We start from the raw sequence: 15,441 nt of genomic DNA on the forward strand, positions 1-15,441 counted from the left end.
CCCCGCGCAAGGGCGACGCGTCTGCATGTACTACACAATCATGTAGGGCCGCGGCACGGCCCGCAGGGTCCCGTCGATCACGCTGGATCGCAGTACTTCCGTACCGCGAAAGGCAGTTGTCGCGTCATGCGCCCCACCGCACCGGCCCCCCGGCCCGCAGACGTCCTCCCCGGTGTCCCCGTCGCCGACATCTCCGGCACCGGGCCCGGTGCCGCGCCCGTCCAGCAGGCCATGGAGCTGATGCGCGAGCACGGGCCCGTGTTCGTGCGGCGGCTGTACGGACGCGACACGCTGTTCGTGGGCGACCTGGACCTCGTGGCCGAGCTCGCGGACGAGCGGCGGTTCGCCAAGCACATCGGGCCCGGTCTGGAGAACGTCCGCGAGTTCGCCGCCGACGGCCTGTTCACCGCGTACAACGACGAGCCCAACTGGGCCAAGGCGCACGACATCCTCATGCCCGCCTTCGCGCTCGGCTCGATGCGGACCTACCACCCCGTGATGCTGAAGGTGGCCCGCCGCCTCATCGCGTCCTGGGACCGCGACGCCCGCGCCGGGCAGCCCGTCGACGTGCCCGGCGACATGACCCGCATGACGCTCGACACCATCGGACTGGCCGGATTCGGCTACGACTTCGGCTCCTTCGAGCGGGCCGAGCCGCACCCCTTCGTCGAGTCGATGGTCCGCTGCCTGGAGTGGAGCATGACCCGCCTCGCCCGCGTCCCGGGCCAGGACTACTCGGCGCAGGACGCGGCCTTCCGCGACGACTCCGCCTATCTCGCCCAGGTCGTCGACGACGTCATCGCCGCCCGCACCGGCACCGACCAGAGCCAGGCCGACGACCTCCTCGGCCTCATGCTCACCGCCGAGCACCCCGCCGACGGCAGCACGCTCGACACCGCCAACATCCGCCACCAGGTCATCACTTTCCTCATCGCCGGCCACGAGACCACCTCCGGCGCCATGTCCTTCGCCCTGTACTACCTCGCCAAGCACCCCACCGCGCTCCAACTGGTGCAGCGCGAGGTCGACGAGCTGTGGGGCGACGCGGCGGACATCGAGCCGACGTACGACGAGATCGGTCGGCTGACTTACACGCGCCAGGTCCTGAACGAGGCGCTCCGGCTGTGGCCCACGGCCGCCGTCTTCGCCCGGGAGGCCCGCGAGGACACGCTGCTCGGCGGCCGCGTCCCGCTGCGCGCCGGGCAGTCCGCCCTGGTGCTCACGCCGATGCTGCACCGGCAGCCCGTGTGGGGAGACAACCCCGAGCTGTTCGACCCCTCGCGCTTCACGGCCGAGGCGGAGGCGGAGCGCCCGGTGCACGCCTTCAAGCCGTTCGGCACCGGTGAGCGCGCCTGCATCGGGCGGCAGTTCGCCCTGCACGAGGCGACCATGCTGCTGGCCATGCTCGTCCACCGCTACCGGCTGAGCGACCACGCCGACTACCGGCTCCACGTCAAGGAGACCCTCACCCTCAAGCCCGAGGGCTTCACCCTCACGCTCACCCCGCGCACGCCGGCCGACCGTGTCCACACCCCGCTGCCCGGCGCCGCCCCGGTCCAGGACGCCCGGTCCGACGAACCACAGGACCTCCCCGCCCGCGTCCGCCCCGGCACCGCCGCCCTCTTCCTGCACGGCAGCAACTACGGCACCTGCCGCGACTTCGCCGGCCGACTCGCCGACGAGGCCGCCGCCGTCGGCTGCGAGACACAGGTGGCGCAACTGGACGCCTACGCCGGCGGCCTGCCCACCGACCGGCCCGTCGTCATCACGGCCGCCTCCTACAACGGCCGCCCCACCGACGACGCCACCGCCTTCGCCGCCTGGCTGGAGGAGACCCACGACCTGTCCGGCGTGACGTACGCCGTCCTCGGCGTCGGGGACCGCAACTGGGCAGCCACCTACCAGCACGTCCCCACCCGGATCGACGAGCGGCTCGCGCAGTCCGGCGCCACCCGGCTCCTCGACCGTGCCGCCGCCGACGCCTCCGGCGACCTCACCGGCACGGTGCGGGAGTTCACGACGGCCCTCCGCGCCGCCCTGCTGGAGCGGTACGGCGACCCGGACGCCACGACCCCGGACCCCGAGCCCACCACCGCCTACGAGGTCCGCACCCTGACCGGCGGCCCGCTGGACGCCCTCGCCGAACGGCACGAGCTCCTCCCCATGCGAGTCACCGAAGCACACGACCTCACCGCGCCCGGCTACCCGCGCCGCAAGCGGTTCCTCCGCGTCGCACTGCCGGACGGCGTCACCTACCGCACGGCCGACCACCTCACCGTGCTGCCCGCCAACCACCCGGACGTCGTCACCCGCGCCGCCACCGCGCTCGGCGTCGACCTCGACACCGTCCTGGACATCCGCGCCACCCGCCCGCGCCGCGACGGAATCGCCGTCGACCGCCCCGTGACGGTGCGACAGCTCCTCACCCACCACGTGGAGTTGCAGGAGCGCCCGAGCGCCGGTCAGCTGGCCGCGCTCGCCGCCGCCAACCCGTGCCCGCCCGAGCGCATGGCCCTGGCCGCCCTCGCCGACGACCCGCGCACCCTCGTGGAGATCATCGAAGACCACCCGGCCCTGCGCGGCGCCCTGGACTGGCCGCGGCTCCTCGATCTCCTCACCCCGCTGCGCCCCCGCCACTACTCCATCTCCTCCTCGCCCGCCGTGGACCCCGCTCACGTGGACCTGATGGTGTCGCTGCTGGAGGCACCGGCCCGCTCGGGCCGCGGCGTCTACCGGGGCACCGGATCCGGCCACCTGGCCGGCGTAGAGCCCGGCGACACGGTGTACGCGCGCGTGCAGCGGTGCCGGGAGGCCTTCCGCATCGACGTCACCGGCGGATCGGCGCCGGTCGTCATGATCGCGGCGGGCACCGGCCTCGCCCCGTTCCGCGGCGCCATCGCCGACCGTACGGCCGCTCTCGCGGCAGGCACGGAACTCCCCCCGGCCGTCTGCTACTTCGGCTGCGACGCGCCCGGCGCCGACTTCCTGCACGCCGAGGAACTGCGCGCCGCCGAGACCGCCGGAGCGGTTGCCCTCCGCCCCGCCTTCAGCGAGGCACCCGAGGGCGAGGTGCGGTTCGTGCAGCACCGCATCGCCGCCGAGGCCGGGGAGGTCTGGGCCCTGCTGGCCGCCGGAGCGCGGGTGTACGTCTGCGGCGACGGTTCCCGGATGGCGCCCGGGGTGCGGGAGGCGTTCCGTACCCTGTACCGGAAGCACACGCCGGGCGCCGACGAGACGGCCGCCGAGCAGTGGCTCGACGAACTGGTCGCGGACGGGCGTTACGTCGAGGACGTGTACGCGGCCGGCTGACCGAGGGCGAAGGGGAGGGGTGGGCGCACGGTGGTGGACTCCTGGGAACGGGCTCGGCGCATCCTGGAGGCGGCGGGTCTGGATCCCGGCCACCTCGCCCACCTCGCCCCGCTGACCGGCGGCACCTACAACACCGTCGAGGAACTCCGCCTCACCGACGGCACCCGCTACGTGCTGAAGATCCCGCCCGCGGCGGCCACCCCCGGCCTCCGCCACGAGCGCCGGCTCCTCGTCTCGGAGGCCGAGTTCTACCGCTCGGCCGCCCACGCCGGAGTCCTCGCACCGCGGCTGGTGACCATGGGCGACGACTTCCTGCTGATGACGGCCTGCCCGGGGGCACCGTGGGACGGCTCTCTCACCGACACGGAACAGACCGCACTGCGCACGGAGCTGGGCCGCCAGACGGCCCGGCTGCACCGCGTGACGGGCTCCGGCTTCGGCTATCCCTCCGGTGCCCTCGGTCCGCTCGCCCCCGACTGGCGGACCGCGTTCACGACGATGTTCGACGCCGTCCTCGACGACGCCCGGCGCTACGGGGCGTGGCTGCCCCGGCCCGCCGACGCGGTGGCCCGTACCGCCAGGTCCGCGTACGGCGCCCTCGACGAGGTCACCGTCCCGTGCCTCGTGCACTTCGATCTGTGGCGGGGCAACATCATGGTCGACCGCTCGGCCGGAGACGCCCGCATCGGCGGCCTCATCGACGGGGAGCGCATGTTCTGGGGCGACCCCCTGGCCGACTTCGTCTCCCTGGCACTGCTGGGCGACATCAAGCAGGACGAGGCGCTCCTGGCGGGCTACCGGGAGGCCGGCGGCCAGGCCGGTTTCGACGTCCCGGCCCGCCTCCGACTGGCCCTGTACCGCGCCTACCTGTACCTGATCATGCTCACCGAGACGATTCCGCGCGAGGTCGGAGAGGAACAGGAGCGCTGGGTGCGGGCCAGGGTCGGCCCGGAGCTCGTAGCGGCCTTGGACGAGGTCGAGGATCTCCTGTCGGGCTCCCCTCAGCCGTGACGGTGGGATCTCAAACTCTTTGCGGCACCGCGCTGAGGTTTCCCAGGTCACGCCGGAGGTACTCGCGTGGCGCCCGGACCAGTGAAGGGAGCACGCCGTGACCGACCACCGCCTCGAAGGACCCGGCGAGAACGGTGAGCCCGTGCCGCGGGACATGCCGGACCAGCAGGCCGACGCCGGCGAGGACCCTTGGGAGGTCGCCCCGCGCTTCACGGGCACCGGCAAGGACCGGAAGGACGACGGGGACGAGGCCGACGAGCCCGCCGGAGACGTCCCCGACACGGACGAAGCGGGGACGGGACGGCAGGGCGTACCGCGCTCGGGAACCGTCCACCCCGAGCATCCGGATCCGGACGAGTCCTCCGCCTGAGCGCCGCCGAGCGCTCCGGCGCCGTGGGCGTCGATGGCCGCAGCCGGCTGTGGGGGTCGGCTGCGGCCATCGGTCGTCCGGGCAGGGTTCGTGTGGTCAGCCCACCTTGCGTCCCCGCATCGGTTCCGTCCGTGCGCCCCCGCCCTGCTGAAGGCCCTGGAGGAACTCCTCCAGCACCTCCGTCGCCGTACGCTCCGGCCGCCAGCCGAGTTCCGCACGGGCACGCGTGCTGTCCATCAGGGGCAGCTGCAGCACCGCGTCGAACAGGTGCGGGGAGGCGGGCAGCAGGTGCAGGCCCCAGGCGGCGGCGATCGCCGAACGGGCCGCGGTGCGCGGCAGCCGTACCGGGCGCGCACCGAGCATCTCGCCCAGCACCTGCGCGTCGACCGGCTGCTCGGCCGCCAGGTTGAAGGCGCCCCGGGCGTCGGAGTGCACCGCCAGCCGGTACGCGTTCGCCGCGTCGTCCGTGTGCAGCGCCTGCACCCGCAGCCCCGGGATGTCGGGCAGGAACGGCAGCAGCTCCGGGCGGGCCAGCGGGCCGGGGAGGAAACGCCCGCCGAAGATCCGGCGCTGCTCGCTCGCGGACTCCCACTTGAAGAGGAAGGCGGGCCGCATCCGCACCACCCGCGTCTCGGGGTGGTCGCGCTCGAACGTGTCCAGCGCGCGCTCCAGATAGGCCTTCTCCCGGCAGTACGCGGCGTCCGGCCAGCCGTGCGTCGGCCACGACTCGTCCACCGCCCGGTCCTTCGGGCCCGGCGAGTACGCGCCGACCGACGAGGCGTGCACCAGCGCCGGCACGCCCGCGGCGGCCACCGCCTCGAACACCCGCATGCTGCCCAGCACGTTGGTGCGCCAGGTCGCCGCCGGGTCGTGCGTCGGCTGGAACGCCCACGCCAGATGGACCACCGCGTCGGCGCCCTGGAACTGATCGGCCAGATCGGACTGCTCGGAGGCCAGGTCGACCGCCGACCAGTCCGTCTTCGGCGGCGACCAGTCGGGGATCCGCCGGGCCAGGCCCAGCACGGAGGCCACCTCCGGATCCTCCGAGAGGAGGCGTACCACGCTGGTGCCCACGTTGCCGGTGGCGCCCGTGACGACGATCCTCATGCCTGTTCCGCTGCTCACCATCTGCTCCTCTCGGCCGCGACCGTGCTCGGAGGATGACCGAGTACCCGGGTCGCGCCGATTGCACGTGGGCAGAGGAAAGCCCCGGCCGGACGGGGGAATCACGGCCGGGGCGGCTCAAGAGGTGGGCGCGGATGGCGGTCGCCTCTCGGCGAAGGGCTCCACAGGGCTTCAGCCGAACGATCGTCCCTGTGGGCGAATGGTGAGGCCCGGGGACACTGTCCCATCCGCACCCACGTGTTGTTCAACGGGGAACCACTTCTGGGCGTTCCGGGCTCGGGCCGCTCTCGCGGTGATGTGTGTCACTGGCTCTCGTGCTCCGGAAGGACCTCCGCCCACAGGTTCTCGGCCTGGAGCAGCAGCGTGCCGAGCACCGCCGTGTGCTCGGCCCCCATCCCGGCGTGCTCCCGCAGCCCTTCCTGCAAGTACCGGTGCAGCTCCCGCATCCTCTCCTCCCTCTCGTCGCCCCGGCGGGGGTCCACGCTGCCGTCGAGCAGCCGGTCGGCCTCCGCGCCGCAGACGTCCCCGAGCAGCTCCAGCAGCTCCGCGTACGAGCTCAGGGTCCGGCCCTCGGGCGGCGCGGGCGTCCGGCTGTCGTCCACGGCCACCGCCAGCGCCCGGGTCAGGGCGGTGACGTGCCTGGTGACACGGCAGAGGCGTTCGTCCTCGTCCGGTGGCGGCAGGGGCATGTGCGGGACGCGGTGCAGGGCGCGCAGCGGGCCGTAGGTCAGGCGCAGACTCTCCTGGCTCCAGCGGCGCGCCGAGCGCAGTGCGTCCAGGCGGCGTTCCAGCTGCGCCGAGGCGTTGAGCCAGCCGGCGGCGGTCTGCGCGTCCCAGTCACCGTGGCGCAGGTCAGCGGAGACGGAGCGCAGGACGTCGCCCGATTCCCGGGCGAGGGTCGCCAGGTTCTCCCGGACGTCCCGCAGATGGATCGGCGGGAGGACGAGCGCGTTGACGGCGACGCCGATGACGGCGCCGAGCGCCGCCTGGCCGATGCGGTGCGCGACACCGGACATGCCGACCGCGCCCGACGTGAGGGTGAACAGGGCCGTGGTCGCCGCGTAGATGCCCTGGTCCCCGAAGCGAGGCCAGTTCGAGAGCAGCATCAGCACCGGGACGGACAGGGCGAGCGCGCCCGTCGTGTCGCCGGTGAGGGCCAGCGCCGCCGAGGCCAGCACGCTGCCGACGCAGATCGCCCCGAACTGCCGCGCCCCCTGCACCAGCGAGCTGTAGACCGTGGCCTGCACCAGCACCAGCGCCACCCACGGCGCCATCAGCGCCAGCGGGTCTCCCATCCAGACGCCGCCCACCAGCCAGGCGATCACCGCCGCCGCGGCGGCCTTCAGCGACTGGACGACCAGGTCCCGCTCCCGTCCGGGCCCACGCCAGGCGGCCCGGACGGCCTCCACGGCCCTGCCCGCCTCCCGCCGCACGGCGTCCAGCGGCCGCGTGGCACGGACCCCCTGCCCGAGATCCCCCATACGCTGCCGCAGCGCATCGGCGGCCGCCCGGCTGTCCATGACCTTGCCGCCCCGGCCCGACGGGCTACCGGCCGCTGTGCCGGGCGGCGTCCCCTGGGTGGTCTGGCGGTCGGTCGGCTTGCGGCGCTGGGTTTTCCGCGGCGGGGCGTTGTCCGTTGCGTGGTCGCGGGCCGTCTCAGGGGCTGTCCGGCTGCGGGCCGCCTCGTGGGACTGCGTCTGCGGGGCTGTCCGGCTGCCGGTCGCCTCGTGGGCGTGCGTCCCCCGCGCCGACGGGACGTCCGTGGCCTTGCGGGGTCCCGTCTCCCGGGCTGCCCCGCTGTCCGTCTCCCTGCCATGACCCGTCTCTCGGGCCGTGCGGTCGTCCGGTGCCCGGTTGGGGGGTGTCTCCTGTGTCGTTCGGTTGTCGGTCGTCGTGTCGCGGAGCGTCTCTCGGGCCGTGCGGTCGTCCGGTGCCCGGTTGGGGGGTGTCTCCTGTGTCGTTCGGTTGTCGGTCGTCGTGTGGGGGAGTGTTTCTCGGGTTGTGGGGTCGTCGGGTGCCTGGTTGGGGGGTGTCTCCTGTGTCGTTCGGTTGTCGGTCGTCGTGTGGGGGAGCGTTTCTCGGGTTGTGGCGTCGTCGGGTGCCTGGTTGGGGGGTGTGTCCCGTGTCGTTCGGTTGTCGGTCGTCGTGTCGCGGAGCGTCTCTCGGGCCCTGCGGCCGTCCGGTGCCTCGTCGGGGGTCGTACCCCGGGCTGTCCGGTCGTCGCTCGTCTCCTCGGGGGCTGTTCCCCGGGTCGTCCGGCTGCCGGTCGTCTCGTCGGGTCGTGTTCCCCGGGCCGGTTGCCCGGTCGGGCGGGTGTCGTTCGCCGCCGCGGCTCCGTCCTTCCGGCGGCCGAAGATGCGAGCCGCCCGTCGAACAGCACTCGTCACACGCGTCATGCGCTGCGAGTATCCGCGTGACCGGCGGTTTCACGTCGGCTCATGCGAGCGGACTGTCCCGCAGGGACGACAGCAGGTGCGCGGGGTCGGCGTAGATCGCGTCCGCGCCGGACTTCTCCAGGTCGGTGCGCGGGATGCCGCCGCACAGGACGCCCACACAGCGCACCCCGGCTCGGCTGCCCGCCCGCATGTCCCACACGGTGTCCCCGACGAAGACGGCCCGCTCCGCCGGCACCCCGGCCAGGTCGAGGGCGTGCTCGACGGGCTCGGGCGCGGGCTTGCCCGCGTCCACGTCGTCGGCGCTGGCCGTGGCGGTGATGGCGTCGTCCGCGTCGATCGCCCGGCGCAGCGCGCTCAGCTCCGCGCCGCCCGCCGAGGTGGCCAGCACCACGGCCCAGCCGTCCCCGTGCAGCCGCCGCAGCAGCGGTCCCGCCTCCGGCAGCGCGGGCAGCCGGTCGAAGTACTGCCCGTACAGCGCCTTGTGGGCGGCGCTGATCGCCGCGTCCTGGTCGGTGTCCCGGTCCTCGCCGAGCAGGTGCGCGACGAGGTCGGTGGAGGCCAGGCCCACGGCCCGGTGGACGGCGTGCATCGGCACGTCGTGGCCCGCCTGGCGGAAGGCCTCCCACCACGTCACGACGTGCAGGTGGTTGGTGTCGACCAGCGTGCCGTCGACGTCGAACACGGCCGCCCGTTCCGCCTTCGCCATGCGTGCGATCCCTTCCTCTACGGCCTGCTCCCAGGCCGCCCGGGTACCACCTCAGCCGCCTGTCACGCCGGAAGGCACCCGCCGCTCACGGGTCCAGGCCAGCAGCTCGTCCAGGGACCACGTCGTCACCACCCGCTCGGGCGGTACTCCGCACTCCTCCGCCCGCGCGCACCCGTTGATCTGCCAGTCCAGCTGCCCCGGCGCGTGCGCGTCGGTGTCGACGGAGAACAGCACACCCGCCTCCACGGCCCGGCGCAGCAGCCGCCGCGGCGGGTCGAGCCGCTCCGGCCGGCTGTTGATCTCCAGGGCCGTGCCCGTCTCCACGAGCGCCGCGAACACCTCGTCCGCGTCGAACTCCGACTCGGGCCGCCCCCGCCCGGTCACCAGCCGCCCCGTGCAGTGCCCGAGCACGTCCGAGTGCGGATCACGCACCGCGGCCACCATCCGCCGGGTCATCGACCGGGCGTCCATGCGCAGCTTGGAGTGCACCGACACCACCACGACGTCCAGCCGGTCCAGCAGCTCCGGCTCCTGGTCGAGCGAGCCGTCCTCGAGGATGTCGCACTCGATGCCGGTCAGCAGCCGGAACGGCGCCCAGGTCTCGTTCAGCTCCGCCACCACGTCCAGCTGCTCCCGCAGCCGCTCGGCCGACAGCCCGCGCGCCACCGTCAGGCGCGGCGAATGGTCGGTCAGCGCCGCCCACTCGTGCCCCAGCGCCGCCGCGGCCCGGCCCATCTCCTCGATCGGGCTGCCGCCGTCCGACCAGTCGGAGTGCAGATGGCAGTCGCCGCGCAGCAGCGCCCGCAGCTTCTCGCCGCCCCGTACGGCCGGCGGCTCCTTCGCCTCGCCCTCCAGTTTCCGCAGATAGCCGGGCACCTCACCGGTCAGTGCCTCCCGCACCACCTGCGCGGTCTTCGGACCGACCCCCTTGAGCGACTCCAGCGACCCGGCGTCCGCCCGCCGCCGCACCTCCTCCTCGCCCAGCTCCTTCAGCACCCGGGACGCCGTACGGAAGGCCCGTACGCGGTACGTCGGCGCCAGGGACCGCTCCAGCAGAAAGGCGATCCGGTCCAGTGCCTCGACGGGGTCCATCGCCACCTCCACCACAAGGGTTCCCCAGCACCCGGCGGGCCGCACGACGGGCGCGTGGTTTGCCCGGTACGCACCCGGGTACTGCGATGCCTCGTCCCGAACGCGCCGACGAGGAGGCCCCATGTCCGCCCCCACCACGCCCCGCAGCAAGGCCGCCTTGATCACCGGCGCCGACTCCGGCATCGGCAGGGCCACCGCCGTACAGCTGGCCGAGGCGGGCATGGACGTGGGCATCACCTGGCACAGCGACCACAAGGGAGCGGAGGAGACGGCCGACGAGGTCCGGGCGCACGGGCGACGGGCCGAGGTCGCCCGGATGGACCTCACCCGGCTGCCCGAGGCCGCCGACACCGTCGACGAGCTGTGCGAGCGCCTCGGCCGTATCGACGTGCTCGTGAACAACGCGGGCACCGGCACCATGACGCCCTTCCTCGACCTGGAACTGTCCGACGTGCGCGAGGTCCTCGACGTCGATCTCGTCGGGCCGTTCCTGTGCGGGCAGAAGGCGGCCCGGCACATGATCCGGCAGGGCGACGGCGGGCGGATCGTCAACGTGACGTCCGTCCACGAGCACCAGCCGCGCGTGGGTGCCGCCCCGTACTGCGCGGCCAAGGGCGGTCTCGGTCTGCTCACCCAGGTCATGGCGCTCGAACTCGCGGAGTACCGCATCACCGTCAACGCCGTCGCCCCGGGCGAGATCTCCACGCCCATGACCGGGCAGGAGGACACCGACCCGCACACCGAGAGCCGCCCCGGCGTGCCGCTGGGACGGCCCGGCGACGCCCGCGAGGTCGCCGCCGTCATCGCCTTCCTCGCCGGTCAGGACGCCTCCTACGTCACCGGCGCCTCCTGGAGCGTCGACGGCGGAATGCTCCGCATGGGCCCGCAGGCCGGCTCGCACCTGACGAGCGACGACTGGCGCCGCCCCTGAGCGGACCGGCTGATCCCGCCGGCGCTTGACTCCGCACTACCGCCGGTTGCGCTCTACGCTCGATGCATGACCGAAAGCGCGAGCCCGTACATATCCCACCCGCGGATCGTGGTGCTCGGGGTGCAGCCGACTACACCGCCGTTCCGGATCGTGGAGATCGACGGCCAGGTGGTCGGGGAGGCCAAGACCGTCACCGACGTACTGGCGGCCGCCGCCGCGTTCGGCATCACGGTCCACGACCTGGACGATCCGGACGTGGTCCGCTGGGTCGGCGGCGACAAGTTCACCTGGACCGTGCACTAGGCCTTGCTAAGTGCGCTGGGCCGGCTTCTTCCCCGCCCGGCCGCCGCGGGGCCCGCGCGCATGGACCGCGCGGCTCATCCGGCGGCCCAGGAGCAGATAACCGATCAGCGCGCCCGTGGTGTTCAGGATGACGTCGTCGATGTCGAAGGCACGGCCGGTGACCAGCGCGCCCTGGGCGAACTCCACCAGCAGCATGACCACGGCGGTCAGCAGCAGCAGGCGCAGGATGCCGCGGGTGCGCGGCGCGACGACGGGCACCAGGACACCGAAGGGGACCCCCAGCAGGATGTTGCCGCCGACCTGCCGGACGGCGTCCCGCAGTTCCGGCTGGTCGAGATAGGCCTTCAGCGAGCGGCCCGGATGCAGATTGGTGTGGGTCAGCGCCTCCGACGCGGGCGAGGGCTGGAGGGTCAGCCGGGCCAGCACCACGGCGAAGGCCACCATGAAGGCGAAGGCGCACAGCATCGCCAGCAGCCGGACGGGCAGCGGCAGCGGGCGTCGCTCACGGCCGGGGCCGGCCGTACGGAGACGTGAGGCTGCACCGGCCATTCTATCCTCCAGTCTTCAACTTCCCTGAGTGATAGGGCGGTTACCCGCAGCCGCGCCGACAATGCCGCCACGGGCCGTTCCCGGCCACGGTGTCCCCATGCTTCACCGCGCCCTCAGTTCCCGTACGAAACGCGTACCTCCTTGAACCCCAGGGAACGCAGCAGGCCTTCGAGCATGCTCCTGGTGTTGGTCTCGGCGCGGGCGGTCAGCTCGCTCTCCTTCGCCGCGTCGCCGATGTGCCGTACGGCGAGTTTCTGCACGGCCTGTTCGCCGTTGGGATTGTCCGAGAAGAGGTCGCCGAGGCGGTCGAAGAGACCGCGCTGCTTGGAGACGGCGTAGGAACGGTCGGGGTCGAGGGCCGGCCGGCCCAGTCGCGCGTGGGGCAGCCGGAGCGTGGCGGACGTGCGGTCGCCGTTGACCTGTACGTCGTCGTCGCCGACCTTGCCCAGGTCGACGTAGGCGTCGACGGTGCCCGCACCGACGTACAGGGTGCGGGTGCCGCGGATCGCGTCGGGGAGGAACTTGGCGTCCTTCTCCAGGTCCACGACGACCTGGAAGTTGCCGGAGGCGGCGTCGTAACGGCTGAGGTCCTGGACGGACTTCAGCAGCGCGGGGCCGGACCGGTCGTGGGTGTCGGTGCCGAACAGGTCCTTCAGGCCCGGGATCACGCTCAACCGGATCCCGGCGAAGAACACGACGAGCACCAGCACCAGCGCGCCCACCACCTTCGCCCAGCCGGGCACGCGCCTGGGGAGAGGCTTGACGGGAGTCGTCATGCGACGGCCCTCCTTCCTACTGTCCGGATGCCCGCCACGAGCCTTGCCAGACCGGTCGGTTGAGGAGGGGAGGATGTCGGCGGAAGCACGGCAGGGCGCACTCGGGCTTCACACCGGGCCGGACGCCGCCTCCGGCTCACTCCGGGCCGGACGCCGCCTCCGGCTCACTCCGGGCCGGACGCCGCCTCCGGCTCACTCCGGGCCGGACGCCGCCTCCGGCTCACTCCGGGCCGGACGCCGCCTCCGGCTCAGACCGGGCCGGACGCCGCCTCCGGCTCACACCGAGCCGGACGCCGCCTCCGGCTGCTCCAGGGCCGCGTCGAGCGTCGGCTGCGGGGGCAGCAGCCGGGACAGGCCGGTGATCCGCAGGACGCGCAGCGTCAGCGGGTGGGCGCAGACGAGGAGCAGTTGCCCGTCCCGGTCGAGCACCCGGCTCCTGGCCCGGTACAGCAACCGCAGGCCCGAGCAGTCGAAGAACTCGATCCGGCTGAGGTCGATCACGACCCGGGCGGCGCGGCGGTTCGTCTCCCGGTCCAGGTGCGGGGCGATCTCCGTGGCCGCGGCGAGGTCGATCTCGCCGCGGAGCTCCAGCACCGTGTGCCCCCGTTCCTGTCGCACGCGCAGATGCCGGGTGAGCGGTGCAGGTTCCTGCCGCACGACGAGATCGCCTCCAGCCTGCTCCGTGCGTGGGGAGGGGTCGCGGTCCTCAGAACCGTTCCCCGCCCTGCAAGTTACCCTCCAACGAGTGAATTTGAGCATGTTCGATTGACATATGTCTCTGAATTGCGCCCGAGTTGGCCGAGGTTCGCGCGGGGGCGTACGCGGGTGTGAGCGCGGGCGTGTTCGCCGGTGTGCGTCCCGGGCTACGACAGGGAGTGCCAGGCCTTGGCGAGCGCCTGACGGAACTGCTCGGTCTGGTGCGCCGTGAGGTCGCGCACCATCCGCTCCTCCAGTTCCCGGACGGGCCCGGCGTGCCGTGCGAGCAGCTCCCGGCCGGCGTCGGTGAGCAGGATCAGCAGCTCGCGGCGGTTGCGGGGATTGCGCTCCCGGCGCACCAGCCCGCGGCCCTCCAGGGAGCGGACGAGGTCGGCGATGGACTGCGCGGTGACGAAGGAGTCGCGCGCGAGCTGGGCCGCCGAGAGCCCGTCGTGTCGCTCCAGCACGGTCAGCGCGGTGTACTGGAGAGCGGTTATGCCCGAGGGTCTGACCAGCTCGTCCAGATGGGAGCGCACGACGAGCTCCACCTGCTTGACCATGTAGAGCAGGGAAGGGGGCGCCTTGGTCACTTGTGCGTCCAGCATGGATGCAGGCTAGACCATTGACAGGAAACCTGTCTGTAATGAGACTGCGAACCAACAGGAATCCTGTTTATTGAAAACTTGGCGACGACGCTGAGGAGTGGCGATGACCACCTTCGAGAGGGAACCCGGGCAGCTGTTCATCGGGGGACAGTGGCGCGAGGCCGCCGACGGGGCGCGCACCGAGGTGGTCGACCCGTCCCGGGGCACGGTCGTCACCACCGTCGCGGAGGCGGGCCCGGCCGACGTCGACGCGGCCGTACGTGCCGCCCGCGAGGCCTACGACGACGGCGCCTGGTCCGGTCTGAGCGGCCGCGAGCGGGGCCGGGTGCTGCACCGCGTCGCACAGTTGATCCGCGAGAACGCCGACGAGATCGCCGCGCTGGAGAGCCTCGACGTCGGCAAGCCGATCACGCTGTGCGGCGCGGTCGACGTGACGAACGCGGCCAACGACTACGAGTACTTCGCGAACCTCGCGCAGAGCCAGGACGGCGCCCTGCGCGACACCCCCATGAACGCCCTCGCCTACACCAGGCGCGAACCGCTCGGCGTGGTCGCCGCGATCACCCCGTTCAACTTCCCGCTGATCCTCGCCGGCAGCAAGATCGGCCCCGCGCTGGCGGCCGGCAACACCGTCGTCCACAAGCCCGCCGACGAGACCCCGCTGAGCGCCCTGTACATGGCCCGGCTCTTCCAGGAGGCGGGGGTGCCCGACGGCGTGGTCAACGTCGTGACCGGCAGCGGGCCGGTGGCCGGCGAGGCGCTGCTGCGCCACCGCGGTGTCGACAAGGTCGCCTTCACCGGCTCCACCGCGATCGGCCGGCACGTGGCGAGCGTCGCCGGTGAGGCGCTCAAGCCCGTCACCATGGAGCTCGGCGGGAACGCGGCCCACCTCGTGTTCGAGGACGCCGACCTGGAGAAGGCGGTGGGCGCGGTCATCAAGGGCTTCGTCTTCAACACCGGCCAGTTCTGCATGGGCGGACCGCGCCTGCTGGTGGCCCGCTCGGTGTACCCGACGCTGCTCGGCATCCTCGCCGAGGCCGTCCCGGGCGTACCGATCGGCGACCCGCGCGACCCGGCCACGGTCATCGGCCCTATGGCGGCCGAGAAGCACCTGAAGAAGGTGGAGGAGTACGTCGCCCTGGCCCGCAAGGAGGGCGCCCGGATCGTCTGCGGCGGCGAGCGGCTCGACCTGGATGGCGGCTACTACTACAAGCCGACCGTCATCGCCGACCTGTCGAACGACTCCCGCGTGATCCAGGAGGAGATCTTCGGCCCGGTCCTCACCGTGCAGCCCTTCGACGACGAGGACGAGGCCGTCGCCCTCGCCAACTCCACCTCCTACGGGCTGGCCTCGGGCGTCCAGACCACCAACCTCGCCCGCGCGCACCGGGTCGCCGACCGGCTCCAGGCCGGCATCGTCTGGGTCAACGACTGGGCGATGCTCGACCCCGCCGTGCCCTTCGGCGGCGTGAAGGACTCCGGCTACGGCCGCGAGTACGGGCCCGAGGCCCTCGCCGGTTACACCAAGGTCAAGTCCGTCGTCGTCTCGCTCGACTGAGACAGTCGTCAAGG

14 protein-coding genes are annotated in these 15,441 nt (G+C 72.9%); 6 read left to right on the plus strand and 8 right to left on the minus strand.

The annotated features are described in order from the left end of the window. Window positions 1–126 precede the first annotated feature (126 nt). The 3 genes from ABFX81_RS06605 to ABFX81_RS06615 all read left to right on the plus strand — a co-directional run bounded on the left by ABFX81_RS06605 (window position 127) and on the right by ABFX81_RS06615 (window position 4,690). The gene (locus tag ABFX81_RS06605) at window positions 127–3,309 is read left to right on the plus strand and encodes a bifunctional cytochrome P450/NADPH--P450 reductase (protein WP_346137737.1); all 3,183 of its coding nucleotides are present in this window, start codon (window positions 127–129) and stop codon (window positions 3,307–3,309) included. A 30-nt stretch (window positions 3,310–3,339) separates the two neighbouring features. After that, window positions 3,340–4,320, plus strand: a complete 981-nt coding sequence (locus ABFX81_RS06610; RefSeq protein WP_346137738.1) for a phosphotransferase family protein — start codon at window positions 3,340–3,342, stop codon at window positions 4,318–4,320. A gap of 97 nt (window positions 4,321–4,417) precedes the next feature. After that, the gene (locus tag ABFX81_RS06615; RefSeq protein WP_086852232.1) at window positions 4,418–4,690 is read left to right on the plus strand and encodes a hypothetical protein; all 273 of its coding nucleotides are present in this window, start codon (window positions 4,418–4,420) and stop codon (window positions 4,688–4,690) included. A gap of 96 nt (window positions 4,691–4,786) precedes the next feature. On the opposite strand, the gene ABFX81_RS06620 is transcribed toward ABFX81_RS06615, so the two are convergent. From ABFX81_RS06620 to ABFX81_RS06635, 4 genes are all read right to left on the minus strand, one after another. Beyond that, window positions 4,787–5,815: an NAD-dependent epimerase/dehydratase family protein gene (locus ABFX81_RS06620; protein WP_086852236.1), complete on the minus strand. Its 1,029-nt coding sequence runs from the start codon at window positions 5,813–5,815 to the stop codon at window positions 4,787–4,789. Window positions 5,816–6,117: 302 nt separating this feature from the next. Further along, complete coding sequence (locus tag ABFX81_RS06625; RefSeq protein ID WP_086852234.1) at window positions 6,118–7,296, minus strand: aromatic acid exporter family protein; 1,179 nt, start codon at window positions 7,294–7,296, stop codon at window positions 6,118–6,120. A gap of 955 nt (window positions 7,297–8,251) precedes the next feature. Beyond that, window positions 8,252–8,917: an HAD family hydrolase gene (locus tag ABFX81_RS06630; protein ID WP_086852036.1), complete on the minus strand. Its 666-nt coding sequence runs from the start codon at window positions 8,915–8,917 to the stop codon at window positions 8,252–8,254. A gap of 51 nt (window positions 8,918–8,968) precedes the next feature. Beyond that, complete coding sequence (locus ABFX81_RS06635) at window positions 8,969–10,009, minus strand: PHP domain-containing protein (protein ID WP_346137739.1); 1,041 nt, start codon at window positions 10,007–10,009, stop codon at window positions 8,969–8,971. A 121-nt stretch (window positions 10,010–10,130) separates the two neighbouring features. Between ABFX81_RS06635 and ABFX81_RS06640 the strand changes: the two genes are divergently transcribed. Next, a complete protein-coding gene (locus tag ABFX81_RS06640; RefSeq protein ID WP_086852040.1) occupies window positions 10,131–10,940 on the plus strand; it encodes an SDR family oxidoreductase in 810 nt (269 codons plus the stop codon). Between the two features lie 66 nt (window positions 10,941–11,006). Beyond that, complete coding sequence (locus ABFX81_RS06645) at window positions 11,007–11,243, plus strand: hypothetical protein (RefSeq protein WP_086852042.1); 237 nt, start codon at window positions 11,007–11,009, stop codon at window positions 11,241–11,243. A 6-nt stretch (window positions 11,244–11,249) separates the two neighbouring features. On the opposite strand, the gene ABFX81_RS06650 is transcribed toward ABFX81_RS06645, so the two are convergent. From ABFX81_RS06650 to ABFX81_RS06665, 4 genes are all read right to left on the minus strand, one after another. After that, window positions 11,250–11,792 (minus strand): VanZ family protein, encoded by a 543-nt coding sequence (locus ABFX81_RS06650; RefSeq protein ID WP_086852044.1) that lies wholly within the window; start codon window positions 11,790–11,792, stop codon window positions 11,250–11,252. A 113-nt stretch (window positions 11,793–11,905) separates the two neighbouring features. Further along, the gene (locus ABFX81_RS06655; protein WP_086852047.1) at window positions 11,906–12,568 is read right to left on the minus strand and encodes a DUF4230 domain-containing protein; all 663 of its coding nucleotides are present in this window, start codon (window positions 12,566–12,568) and stop codon (window positions 11,906–11,908) included. 276 nt (window positions 12,569–12,844) lie between these two features. Beyond that, window positions 12,845–13,225, minus strand: coding sequence for an anti-sigma factor antagonist (locus ABFX81_RS06660; RefSeq protein WP_086852049.1), 381 nt, complete (start codon window positions 13,223–13,225; stop codon window positions 12,845–12,847). 206 nt (window positions 13,226–13,431) lie between these two features. Beyond that, on the minus strand, window positions 13,432–13,869 hold the full coding sequence (locus ABFX81_RS06665) for a MarR family transcriptional regulator (protein WP_086852051.1): 438 nt from the start codon (window positions 13,867–13,869) through the stop codon (window positions 13,432–13,434). Window positions 13,870–13,972: 103 nt separating this feature from the next. Here ABFX81_RS06665 and ABFX81_RS06670 point away from each other — a divergent pair, with 103 nt between their 5' ends. Beyond that, window positions 13,973–15,427, plus strand: coding sequence for an aldehyde dehydrogenase family protein (locus ABFX81_RS06670; RefSeq protein ID WP_086852053.1), 1,455 nt, complete (start codon window positions 13,973–13,975; stop codon window positions 15,425–15,427). Window positions 15,428–15,441: the final 14 nt, after the last annotated feature.

Origin of the sequence: Streptomyces coeruleofuscus (assembly GCF_039532725.1) — a bacterium.
In the GTDB taxonomy this organism is placed as follows: domain Bacteria; phylum Actinomycetota; class Actinomycetes; order Streptomycetales; family Streptomycetaceae; genus Streptomyces; species Streptomyces coeruleofuscus.